Genomic DNA, 12,031 nt, shown 5'->3' with positions numbered 1-12,031 from the left:
CCTAGTACACGTCACATGTCGGCCTGCCATTTTGCTCGAACTACCAGCAATTATTGTGCCGTAGCAAATGAGAGATGTAGAGAACTCGGCACGACTGCGGATCGCAACACAAATTGCAGTCTGGCTGCTTCCGCACTTCGGACAACGGGTATGAAATCATCCCCACCGCTGCTTAGCACGGAAGAAAAATAGCACCATCCAATGTCGAACGCGAGTTGGTCGCATCCGACGACAAATCGAGCAGTGGCATTCCGTCACATCGGCAGGCAGACGGGCACCGATAGCCGAACCGCTCCACAATGACACCGGGAGGCGGCACAAGCACCAGCTTGTGCTTGCCGGCCTCGCGATCGTCCGTGTTAGCGAGTAGGCGATCTCGGTGAAAGACGAGCGGGGCTCACGTAAGATGCTTGGGGTCCGCTTTGGGGTCGATTCCAGCCACCCATCGGAAACTGTCGTGCGACTGCTGTTGTCCCATTCCGGGCATGTGCCGCGGAACCGGTCCACCGCGCAACTCGGAGATAAATTGGTTGTGGAGGGCCGTTTCAATCGATCCCCCCAGATTTCATTCGGCCGCTTCGTCGCCTAAGTTACTGGAAATCTGTGCCCGGGCAGTGTCTCTCACCCGAGGAGTTCAAGCACCTTCGGGAAACGCGGATGACTACGGATCGGATCGAGATCCGAGTCGTATTTTACCCACCTCTTTGTTTCGTGGGTGGCGCGCGGGAGGAGCTCCACTAGCAGGTCGATCGCTCGATCAGCTTCGCCCTCGAGCGAGTAAAAGCAAGCCACGTTGTATTTCGCCAGGCGGTCGTCCGGATCGATGGCCAAAGCGCGTTCCGCCCATTCCTTAGCACGATCAAGCTCGCCGAGCGCCGCGAGACCAACGGCCCCGAGGTAGGCGGCTCTCGAGTTTTCCGGCCGCAGGATGAGCTCACGCTCGGCGCGCGCGACACCTTCGCGCGCCGCCATCTTCATTTCCTGCTCGCGCCCGAGCGATCGAAGAATGTTAACGAGCACAAGCAAGGCCTGGTAATCGTCTGGCTTGATGTCTGCGGCGCGTTGAAAAAGCCGGGCCGCCTCGTCCAAGTTCCCCTGAGTGAAGCATGCGCGGGCATAGAAGTAGGAAGCTTCAAACAGATTGGGATCGAGCGCAAACGCCTGTTCGAATTCTGCCATCGCTTCCGAATGTCGCTCGCGAAGCGACAGGGCGAGGCCGAGTGATGCGTGCGCTTCTGCGAGGCCGCTCTCAAGTTCCAAGGCCTTGGCGCTGGTCGCCAGGATGCCGTCGATCGAGACATCCGCATTATAGTGAAGGAAGAGGAAGGAATCGCAGTCGGCTATCCCGGCGTAGGCCCGCGCATAAAGCGGGTCGAGTTCGACCGCCATCGCAAACATGCGCTTGGCCAGAACGTAATGGGACTTGGTGTGCCAGTGCAGGAATTGCCGTCCTCTAAGGTAGTACGCATAGGCCTCGAAGTTCCCGGTCGGCGCCCGACCGATGACTTTCTTCTCCTCTGGAAGCAGCTTCACCTTCAAGTGGTCCACGATGGTATGAGTGATCTCGTCTTGAAGGGCGAAGATGTCGATGAGATCACGGTCGTAGCGGTCGGCCCAGAGATGACCGCCGCTCCTGCCCTCGACGAGCTGAGCGGTCACGCGCACACGCGAGCCGACCTTGCGGACGCTTCCTTCCAGAATAAAGCTGACCCTGAGATCCTGGCTCACCTGCTGCACCTTCACCGGCTTGCCCTTGTAGGTATACGCCGTATTGCGCGCGACGACGAACAGGCCGGAGATTTTCGATAGGTCGGTAATGATGTCCTCGGTGATCCCATCGCTAAAATATTCTTGCTCGGGGTCACCGCTTATGTTGTTGAAGGGCAGGACCGCGATGGATGGCTTCTCGATCTCCCAAGGCTCCTGTGCGCCTGCATCCGAGCCGATCGTCCTGAGAGACGGAGGAAAGTCAATGCTATATGCGCGCACCGGCCTGTCGATGTTCTTAAGTGTCTGCTCGCCGATATCTTCAAATCGAAGATCGAGCCGGTTGCCGACGTTGTCTCGGACGGCTGCAGAAACCGCGATCCCGCCCGGTGTGGCTATGCTTTCAAGCCGCACCGCCACATTGACGCCGTCCCCGAAGATGTCGTCGCCTTCAACGATCACGTCCCCAAGGTTGATGCCCATGCGAAGCTCTATCCGGCTGCGCTGCGGCACACCCGCATTGCGCTCCAGCATACCCCGCTGGACCGTGGCCGCACACGTCACCGCATTCACGACGCTCGGAAATTCCGCCAGAAATCCGTCGCCCGTGAGCTTCACGATGCGCCCCTCATACTCGGCGATCTTGGCGTCGATCAGTTCCCTGCGGTGCGATTTCCATGCCGCGTGAGTGCCTGCCTCGTCCCGGCCCATGAGCCGGCTATAAGTCACAACGTCTGCGGCGAGGATGGCCGTCAAACGTCTGTGCACCGTCGGATCGTTCATGTGACCACCCAGTCTTCGTGTACTGCCACTCTCGGGGTGCCAGAATTCCAGGCCGATCCGATAATACTCCAGCGGTTAGTGAATGTCTCTTTTTGCTGCGGCCAAGACCGCCGAACTTCCGATTCGGGTCGATTCCAGCCGCTGATCGGAAACTGTCGTGCGACTGCTGTTGCCGCAAAAAAGGACTTCGGAGACGCACATCGGGAACAGATGGGTGGTGCCCTATGCCGGGCAGGTCCACGGAACAGGCCACCGCCAAGCTCGGAAATATATTGGTTGTGGAGGACCGACTCAACCGATCCCCCCAATTCACTTTCGGGCGTTTTGCTGCATGAAGGCGGGCCGCTATTGGCCCGAAAGCGGTCGCTCGACCAACTCCTTTCCGAGGCCGGAATGCGCGCCAGAAGCAGACACTGTGTTTATCGAAGGCGAACTTGCTATTCGCCTCCGCTCGTGTGAAGGGGAAGGCATGATATCGTTCGACACACTTCTGACCTTCGTAGGTGCTGCCACTCTACTCGCTTGGGTGCCGGGACCGGATAACCTCTTCGTGCTGACCCAATCGGCTCTCTCGGGCCGGATGGTAGGCGTGTACGTGACGCTTGGGCTCTGCGTCGGTCTAATTGTTCACACCGTCGCTGTTTCGCTGGGCGTGGCAGCGATCTTCCAAACGTCGCAGATGGCTTTCGATGCTCTCAAGTTCGTTGGCGCGGCCTACTTGCTCTATCTCGCCTACAGGGCCTTCACCGCGAAGCCAGACGAACTGGAAGCCACCAAAGAGCGAGCTCAGTCTATGCGGCAGATGTTTGCTCGCGGCGTTGTAATGAACGTGACCAATCCGAAGGTCGCGATATTTTTCCTCGCCTTCTTACCGCAGTTCACCGCACCAGAGCGTGGTAGTGTTGTCCTCCAGATGCTGATGCTCGGAGGTGTGTTTATCCTGTGCGCATTCGCCTCCTTCGTGCTCATCTCCGTCCTGGCTGGTTCTCTCAGCCGCTGGCTGCGGCAATCGTCGAAAGGTCAACTGTGGCTCAATCGCGTTGCCGGTATTGTGTTTGTGGGATTGGCAGTCAAACTTGCCACTTCCCATCGGTAGTCATTTCCTAATATTTCCGCTCCGGGTCGATTCCGGCAGCCGATCGGAAGCTGTCGTGCAACTGCGGTGGCGCAAAAGCGGACTCCGGAGAAGGAACAGAGGGGGCGCGCCTATGCCGGGGCATGTCCGCGGAACGGGGCGCCGCGAAGCTCGGAAGGTATATTGGTTGTGGAGGACCGCAATCAGGGAACTACGCCCAGAGAAGCTTCAAGGAAAATCAAGCCCCGGGGCAGCTACCGCATCGCGGCGTCCTAGATCTGCGGCGTCTTGATCCGGCTGGCGCCCATGATGTGGGTGTAGAGAAAAGCCGCCGCTTCCGTCCGGCGTCCCGCCTCGAGGAGATCGAGGATATGAAGGTGCTCGCTGGTCTGCAGCGGCAGGCGGCTGCGGTTGATCGTGACATGGTACTCGATCAGCCGGCGTAGCCGATTGATGCGCTTGATGGCATCGAGGAAGAAGTCGTTCTGCGAACAGCCAACGAGCATCTCGTGAAAGTCGTTGTTCGCCTTGAAGATCTCGGCGCGCGACCAGGTTTCGTAGCCGCCCTGCCCCAAGGCAGTCTGCACGGCACGCGCCTTCCTGAATTCTTCCTCGTTCGGCCGAAACGTCGGCAGCAGCATCGCCTGCTGCTCGATGACGGCGCGGAAGACGTAACCCTCCTCGTAGCTCTTGCGCGATGTCAGCGTCTGGCGGAAGGCCCATCCATTGCCCGGCAGACGCTCCATCCACCCCTCTTCGGCGATCCGATGCAGGGTTTTCAGGATCCGGCTTCGGGCGACGTCATAAAGCCGCATCAGCTCGTTTTCGCTGACGCGCTCCTCGAGCTTGCCGGCGAGGCGGTCCTCGGCGATGCGGAAGTAGAGCGGGTCCTCCTCCTCGCGCTGAGGCTCGCCGTCGGATTTCGCAGTCTCGACCTTTGCCGCATCCATAATCAGGAAATAGCCGCGATTGGGCTCGGCGCGGACAATCCCCATTCTCTCGAGCTTCTTCAACGCCGCATTGACCGGCGCGCGGGAAACGCGAAACGCATCGGCGAGCATTTGACAGGGCAGATGCTCGCCGGCGCGCATCTCGTTCGTTTTCACGAATTCGAGGATGCTTGCCGTGATCTGCGGGGATACGCTTTGTCTTGCCATGGTTCGCCGTTTGGTTTCGGCTCGGAAACGAATGAGCTCAACGTCGATTTATGCATTCGGCATCGCGATTGCAAAAGGCGTTTTCTTACCAGGACCTCAATCCTCGTCATGCTGGAAGCGCGACAGCCCCTTGAAGACGAAGGGTGCGATGAGCGCGATGGTGGCGATGGCGATCATGATCGCCGAGCTCGGATGCTGCAGGAAGATCATCGGTTCGCCGAGGCTCATCTGCAGCGAGCGCCTCAGCGCATTGTCGGCCAGAGGACCAAGGATCAGTCCGACCACGGCTGGCGCCACCGGGTAGTCGTAGCGCCGCATCAGGAAGCCGGCCACGCCGAATGCGCTGAGCAGCAAGAGCTCAACGACGGACGGATTGGCGGCGACCGTTCCCATATAGGCGAAGACCAGGATGCCGCCATAGAGCCAGGGCAGCGGAATGCGCAGCAATTTCACCCACAGGCCGACAAGCGGCAGGTTGAGGACGAGCAGCATGACATTGGCGATGAAGAGGCTGGCGACGAGCCCCCAGACGAGATCGGCGTGCTGGGTGAAGAGCAGCGGGCCCGGCTGGATATTGTATTGCTGGAAGCCGACGAGCATGACTGCGGCGGTCGCCGAGGTCGGCAAACCGAGGGTCAGACGCGGAACCAGCGTCCCCGGCGGCCGAGGCGTTGTTTGCCGCTTCCGGGCCGGCGACGCCCTCAATCGCGCCGGAGCCGAATTCCTGCGGCTTGCGGCTCAGCCTTTTCTCCATCGTGTAGCTCAGAAAGGTCGGAATTTCCGCGCCGCCGGCCGGCAATGCGCCGATCGGAAAGCCGACCGCCGTGCCGCGCAGCCAGGCCTTCCAGGAACGCCCCCAGTCTCCCTGGTCATCCAGATCGAGCCTTTGACAGGAATGGGCTTCTCCGGCTTGTGGAGATGCCGCGAGGCGACATGGAGCGCTTCGCCGATCGCAAACAGACCGACCGCGAGCGTCGTCACTCCACGCCGTCGAGGAATTGCGGCACGCCGAAGGTCAGGCGCGCCTGCCCGGTTAGCTGGTCGAGCCCCACCAGGCCGAGCCAAAGGCCGAAGGCGAGGCTGGTCAGGCCGCGCAGCGGCGAGGAGCCGAAGGTCGCCGAAACGGTGACGAAGGCGATCAGCATCAGGCCGAAATAATCCCAGGGGGCGAATTTGACCGCAACCTTCACCAGCGGGGGCGCCAGGAACGCCAAAGCAATAGTGGCCACCAAGGCGGCGACGAAGGATCCGATCGCGGCCGTCGCCAGCGCCGGACCGCCACGCCCGGCGCGGGCCATCTTGTTGCCTTCGAGCGCCGTGACGACGGCGGCGCTTTCGCCCGGCGTGTTCAACAGGATGGCGGTGGTGGAGCCGCCATACATGCCGCCGTAATAGATGCCGTCGAACATGATGATCGAACCGCCCGGATCAAGCTTGAACGTCACCGGCAGCAGGTGAGCGACGGTGAGGGCCGGGCCGATGCCCGGCAGCACGCCGACGGCCGTTCCGATGAACACGCCGATGACCGCGAAAATGAGGTTGGCCGGCTGGATCGCCAGTGAGAAGCCTTCGATGAGCAGATTGATTGCGTCCATTGCCGTGAACCTAGAACAGCCGCTCGAACGGACCTTGCGGCAAAGCGAGGCTCAGGAGCTTGTTGAACAGAAGGAAGATGATCAGGCCCATGACAGCGCCGGTGGCGAGATCGGCGAGCAGCGCCTTGCGGCCGAAGGCGCGTGCCGTGAACGCGAACAGCAAGGTCGAGCCCAGGATGAATCCGGCGCCCAGAAAGATCGATCCGATCAGCCCCGACAGGGCGACCGCTATCCAGCCGATCGCTTTCCAGTCAGCGTCTTCCGCTTCGATTCCCGAGGTCTGGAAGGCGGCGAACAAATGCCCTATGCCCAGCACCGCCAGGAAGAGACAGATGAAATAGGAGGCGGCGTTGGCGCCCATGCCGTAGGTGGCGCGGGCGGTCATCTGGCTCGCATCCCAGTAGGTCACCGCCGCCACGGTAAACAGCACCATGGCAACGGCCGCCGCCGGCCGGTATGCCAGCTTCAAGCTTCTCTCGGTCATGAAATCCTCATCGGGCAGTCGGGGAGGCTATTGCCTCCCCTCTGCGGTCGTCACTGTGCCAGGCCGATCGACGTCAGGATCGTGCGGACGCGGTCGGTTTCGGAGGCGATGAAGCCCTTGAACGCGTCAGACGGGGCATAACCCTTTACTGTTCCTTGAGTGGCCAAATCTCAATCACGCCATGTGCGACGGCACATGGCGACTTCGATGCAAGTTCGATTGCTTCGTTGATGTCCTTGGCTTCCATGATCGAAAAGCCGGCGATAGGCAGGTCCGAAGACAGGTAGGGGCCTGTTTGGATTAGGACCCCGCTACCGTTGGGATTTCGCACTTGAATCGGTGTCTCGGCAATTCCCATCATCACACCACGCTGCTTGAGTGATGCATCGTGATGATGGGCCGCCTCCCTTATGTCCTGCGGCGTCCGATCATATCCAGCTTGGTCGCCATATCCGATCGCAATGTACTTTGGCATTTGGAGTTCCTCCATCGCCAACCATAATCGACGGACAGTCGTGCAGGTTCCGGCAAGCCTTGCCGACATCGAAGGATCCGCTTCTGACTGACCGCAGACCACGGCCCTCCTTTCCGTGCAGGGAACTATGACAGCGTCTACGATAACAATGGCTGGCCGGCGTTGAGTTCCCAATGGTGCTGATACGCTGTTGCGCGCATTGGCGGCGGATTGCTTTCGGCTGCATTGATCATCTCGGATGGCATAAGTCGCAAGAGCGCGCATCCAACCCCGCACTTAGAAATTGAACATTATTTCGAAATTATTGTTTGCCGCTCCACGAGCCTCGCAATGACCTACGTCCTTTTAGCTCGCTTTGTACCACTGTCGGGTGGGCCGCGCGCCTAGCTGTTGGCCCGATCAATTTGATCTTTTCGAAATTATCGCTATTTTATGCGCACATGTGACTCGACCGCCCGTAGCGCCTTCGAAGAGGATCCCGAGATATGACCGACGGCCGGAGATCATCGGGAGAAACCCGTGCCGGCGACGTGCTGCAGCGCATGCGCCTCGACATCATCTCCTGCGTTCTGAAACCCGGAGCGAAGCTGCGCTTCGAATCGTTGAAGGATATGTACGCGGTCAGCTTCTCAACCTTGCGCGAGGCGCTGTCCCGTCTGGTCGCGGAAGGTCTGGTCGTCGCGGAGGGCCAGCGCGGTTTCATCGTTGCGCCCCTCTCGCTTGCCGACCTGCTCGATCTGACCGATGTGCGGGTGCTGATCGAGCGCGAGGCGCTTCGCCTTGCCATCGAAAAGGGCGATGACCGCTGGGAGGCCGAGATCATCGGCACCTATCACCGCATGGACAGGCTGCAGGGCCGGCTCGGCCACGAATATTACCTGTCGGAGGACTGGTCCAAGGTTCACGGCGAATTTCACTATGCGCTCGTTTCGGCCTGCGGATCGCCCAACCTTTTGGAGATTCGCCAGAAACTCTTCGAGCGCGCCCATCGCTACCGGCGCATGTCCTCGCAGTTTCGGCCGAAATGGCGTGAAAAGGATGTCGAGCATCGCACCATCATGGAAGCGGTTCTGGCCCGCGATCCGAAACGGGCGGCCGATCTGATCGAGCGCCACATCCGCGAAACTACCGAGAACGTGGTGGAGCATGCCGGTCATCTTTTCAGCGGCGGGATTCCCAGAAGCGGTGCGGACGTCGCCGCCGAATAGTCTCGGCTCGCGCGCGGCAATGCGCTAAGAGAGGACATCGCGTTGAAAGTACACCAAGCAACGCTAAGCGCGAACAAAGCAGGATTATGCGTATATTCCGGCCGCTCGGCCTCTCTATCAGATCCTTCACGTATCAACTTGATGGAATTATGGGAGACCGAAGCCGACCTGGACCGCGGCCTAGTGGTTTATGCCGCCGACCCTCATAATTACACGCCCCTGACCGGCAATATCCTCGGCAACTCGGTGGATAAGCTCGGCGTCGCTACGCTTAACCACATTGCCTTCGATTACAATGCTGTCGCCCAAAACACGGTAGGATAAATTCGTCACGTCGAATGGCACTTCCGATGCGATCGCGCAACGGACAGATGCAATGAGGGACGCCGAATCGGAGCCTTGGCAGTTCTGCCGGCTTGGATCATGTGGGACCAGGATCATGGCAACCTCCCTACCCCCCCAAATGAGCAAACGCTAAGTAACCTCCGTTGTTCCAGGTGCCGACAATTCATACAAAGATCCGCGTACAGAGATCCGCGTCCTTGTGTCGGTGAGAAAGAGTGAATTCTACGCCAGTCGCAGCCGTTGGCTTCCGCGCCTCGATGACTGACGTGTTGGGTGGTCAGTCATCGAGGCGCGGAAGGCACAATAGGAGTATTCGAATGTCACTTTCCATGAGGATTGCGCCCAGAGCCTTTCAATGCGGATGAGGCGCTCATCAGCTTTATTCCTCGATGACCACGCGGGCGCGTAAGATTCCGTTTATCGGCATGAGTTGGAGTCCGCCAAGCCGCCGTTCTGACATATTACTGCGACGGCTCGAACTAATTCGACCGTTGTGAGTTTGTTGTACAGGCGCAAACCCAGGAGAAAACGGATATGGATTGGAATCGGGTCGAAGGCAATTGGAAGCAATTCAAAGGTAAGATCAAGGAGCAGTGGGGTAAGCTCACTGACGACGATCTCGACCAGATCGCCGGTAAACGCGACCAGCTCGAAGGCAAAATCCAAGAACGCTATGGTCTTGCGAAGGACCGCGCCACGAGGGAGGTTGACGACTGGTACAGCAGACAGGACGACTGGTAAGGGTCCCTCTCTGGCATAATCAAAACCCCGCCGAGGCGGGGTTTGTTATTCGGCTCGGTTTGGGCTGTTCGACTGTTCCATCAGCGCACACTGATGTTGCTCGCCATTAGTGGGTCTTGCCGAACTACTTGGTGTACAGAAAAACCTGCCTAAATGTGGAGCCTCAACAGGTTGTCGTCGGTGAGGCCGACTCTGCTGATCCGCTTGGATTTTAAGCTGCCGTGGGGACGATGCCAATTGTAGCGGTGGAGCCAGATCGGTAGGTCGGCGGCCCGCTGCTCCGATGTTTTGTGCCTTGGCATAGGCCCATTCGCGCAGAGCGGTCTGGACGACACGTTAGGCCTCGCCATTGGTCGTGGTCGTACAGGGCCTGGTGCGATGTGCTTGATGGCGAGCCGCCACAGCGCCTTGGCGCAGCGATGGGAGCGGAAGCTTGTGCCATTGTCGTCATTGCGCGATGGACCTCGACGCCATGGGCTGTGAAGAAGCGCAAGGCATTGAAGAGAAACTGGAGGCAGGAGCCGCGTTTCGTCGGGAAAGATTTCCGAAAGGATTGGGCGGCGGCGCTGGAGGTGTTTCGAGCCTCATTGCCGCGCCGGCGACAAGGACAACCAGCAGGCGGCACGAAGCGCGCATCATCCCCGTCGTTCCGCACAAGGCCAATAAGAAACAAAAGCCGGGCTTCTTCGCCAAGGCCCTTTACAGAGGACGCGCCCGCATCGAACAAGCTCTCGGCGAGCTCAAACGCTTCAAACGCGTCGCCCTACGATGCGAGAAGACGAAGCGAAATTTCGCATCCATTGCGCACTCACAGCAGGCTTCATTTTGGTCAGAATCCGTCCACACCGCCAATTCACTGAGGTCGTTGGAACTTTCGATCACTTCATGGCGTTTCCGGGTTCCTGAACATCCTCCAAGGGGTGGGACCATGCGACGTATTCTGATTGCTCTTGCAGCTACTACGATGATTGTTGGAGCGGCTGCCGCGCAGACGGCGGAAACCACAACCACCGAAACCTTCATCACCGCCAAGCCGACCGACGTGCTGAGCTACAATCTCGTCAATCTCAACGTCACAAACAATGCCGACGAAACGATCGGCGAGATCAAGGATCTGATCCTCTCGGAAGGTCAACTGGCCGGATATATCGTGTCGGTCGGAGGGGTCCTCGGGATGGGCGAGCGCTACGTCATTGTCAGTCCGAAGGCCGTCAAAATCACCTACGTCGAAAACGACAAGAAATGGACGGCTGTGATGGACGCGACCAAGGATCAGCTCAAGGCGGCCCCCGAGTTCAAATACGAAGGACGCTGGAAACGCTAATCCGAACGACGGCCGCGCCTCGTCGTTCCTTCATTCTCCCTAAGGACACGTTGAATGGCTCAGACGCCAAAGCCCGCTGCTCCCGGTGTCGGCCAGGAGGGACTAGAAAAGCAGATCGCGACGCTTCGCAATGAAGTGACGAAGATTAACAAGATGCTTGCGGAACGAACTGTCGGCGTTTTGCATCAAGCGCGCGAGGGGGCATCTGATCTTTACGACGATACGTCGAAAACGGCGGCGGGCGCAGCGAAGCAAGTAGGCACGCAGCTCCAAGCGGTATCAGAGGTCGCGCGGAAGAACCCAGGCACCACAGCGACTGTGCTTGGCGGGGTCGGCATTGTCAGTTTTCTGCTGGGCGTGGCTGTCGGGCTGACTTTGGCGGTTACGCGCCACCGTTGGTATACCTGATTATCGGCGGCCTGGTTCTCGCCATCATAGTCCTCGGCGTCTACCTCTGTGGCGAGAAAACTAAGCCGGCCGGCGTTGAACTCCGGCTCGACCAGAATGGCGTCCGGGAAAACTGAGTGCTGAGCCGATCTGTCAAGCTCGGGATCGACCGGGAGCGGAGGCCGTCCACCACATCAGGTTAGCTTCAGGGACATTTTTTGAGCGCCCCGATTTCGGCCGATGCGATCGAAGATTTCCTTCGTCAATCATCAACGGCAACTCAATAGACGCTCCGCCGCTTTATGTAGAGGCGTCGGCTAAACGACCGTTGAGGAGTTGCGAGATCGCGGTGATCAACTGCGCTATGGCGAACGGCTTCTCAAGCACGATGCTGTTTGGAACGCCCGACGGCCAGTCAACCGCGCCGTGCCCACTGATGTAGACGACAGCTACCTCCGGGTCGATCTCCCGGGCAATGCGAGCCACCTCCCAACCATCGAAGGCCCTATCCGGGAGCCTGATGTCAGTGACCACACCCTTGGCTGCGCCTTCTGCGCTCCTGAGGTACTCCATGGCCTTCGTTCCGCTGGAGAAGGCGACGACATTGAAGCCTGCCTCGGTCAGCGCTTCTTCAAACTCGAATAGTAACAGCCCTTCGTCTTCCACAAGCATACGTGACCGGTTCCATAGCCTTCGCCGTTGCAAGCCCATCGCAATGGCGGGAAACGCAGGCGACGGGCAACTGTAGAG

At 59.3% G+C, this 12,031-nt stretch carries 11 protein-coding genes and 1 pseudogene; 6 read left to right on the top strand and 6 right to left on the bottom strand.

What is annotated here, in order from left to right; genetic code table 11:
• Positions 1-621: 621 nt before the first annotated feature.
• Positions 622-2,490 (bottom strand): adenylate/guanylate cyclase domain-containing protein, encoded by a 1,869-nt coding sequence (locus tag N181_RS25600; protein WP_037437248.1) that lies wholly within the window; start codon positions 2,488-2,490, stop codon positions 622-624.
• 469 nt (positions 2,491-2,959) lie between these two features.
• On the opposite strand from N181_RS25600, the gene N181_RS25595 reads away from it, so the two are divergent.
• Positions 2,960-3,586: a LysE family translocator gene (locus N181_RS25595; RefSeq protein WP_037435586.1), complete on the top strand. Its 627-nt coding sequence runs from the start codon at positions 2,960-2,962 to the stop codon at positions 3,584-3,586.
• A 251-nt stretch (positions 3,587-3,837) separates the two neighbouring features.
• Here N181_RS25595 and N181_RS25590 read toward each other — a convergent pair whose 3' ends face one another.
• From N181_RS25590 to N181_RS25575, 4 genes and pseudogenes are all read right to left on the bottom strand, one after another.
• Complete coding sequence (locus N181_RS25590) at positions 3,838-4,722, bottom strand: GntR family transcriptional regulator (RefSeq protein WP_037435589.1); 885 nt, start codon at positions 4,720-4,722, stop codon at positions 3,838-3,840.
• Positions 4,723-4,818: 96 nt separating this feature from the next.
• A pseudogene (locus N181_RS25585) lies at positions 4,819-6,317 on the bottom strand (tripartite tricarboxylate transporter permease).
• Positions 6,318-6,327: 10 nt separating this feature from the next.
• Positions 6,328-6,801: a tripartite tricarboxylate transporter TctB family protein gene (locus N181_RS25580; RefSeq protein ID WP_037435591.1), complete on the bottom strand. Its 474-nt coding sequence runs from the start codon at positions 6,799-6,801 to the stop codon at positions 6,328-6,330.
• 145 nt (positions 6,802-6,946) lie between these two features.
• Positions 6,947-7,276 (bottom strand): YciI family protein, encoded by a 330-nt coding sequence (locus tag N181_RS25575; protein WP_037435593.1) that lies wholly within the window; start codon positions 7,274-7,276, stop codon positions 6,947-6,949.
• Between the two features lie 485 nt (positions 7,277-7,761).
• Between N181_RS25575 and N181_RS25570 the strand changes: the two genes are divergently transcribed.
• The 5 genes from N181_RS25570 to N181_RS25550 all read left to right on the top strand — a co-directional run bounded on the left by N181_RS25570 (position 7,762) and on the right by N181_RS25550 (position 11,302).
• Positions 7,762-8,484, top strand: coding sequence for a GntR family transcriptional regulator (locus N181_RS25570; protein WP_037435594.1), 723 nt, complete (start codon positions 7,762-7,764; stop codon positions 8,482-8,484).
• 42 nt (positions 8,485-8,526) lie between these two features.
• Positions 8,527-8,808: a hypothetical protein gene (locus N181_RS33450; protein WP_153451845.1), complete on the top strand. Its 282-nt coding sequence runs from the start codon at positions 8,527-8,529 to the stop codon at positions 8,806-8,808.
• Positions 8,809-9,363: 555 nt separating this feature from the next.
• A complete protein-coding gene (locus N181_RS25560) occupies positions 9,364-9,570 on the top strand; it encodes a CsbD family protein (RefSeq protein WP_037402111.1) in 207 nt (68 codons plus the stop codon).
• 928 nt (positions 9,571-10,498) lie between these two features.
• A complete protein-coding gene (locus N181_RS35045; protein WP_037402107.1) occupies positions 10,499-10,894 on the top strand; it encodes a PRC-barrel domain-containing protein in 396 nt (131 codons plus the stop codon).
• A gap of 54 nt (positions 10,895-10,948) precedes the next feature.
• Positions 10,949-11,302 carry a hypothetical protein gene (locus N181_RS25550; RefSeq protein ID WP_037435600.1) on the top strand — a complete coding sequence of 118 codons (354 nt, stop codon included), beginning with the start codon at positions 10,949-10,951 and terminating at the stop codon, positions 11,300-11,302.
• 279 nt (positions 11,303-11,581) lie between these two features.
• Here the strand turns inward: N181_RS25550 and N181_RS25545 are convergent.
• Positions 11,582-12,031 (bottom strand): response regulator (locus N181_RS25545; protein ID WP_342585828.1); only part of this gene is annotated, 450 nt, incomplete at its 5' end.

It is taken from the genome of Sinorhizobium fredii USDA 205 (genome assembly GCF_001461695.1).
Lineage (GTDB): Bacteria > Pseudomonadota > Alphaproteobacteria > Rhizobiales > Rhizobiaceae > Sinorhizobium > Sinorhizobium fredii.
Note: the sequence above shows the minus strand (reverse complement) of the source record. Positions and strands in the feature narration are given on the sequence as shown.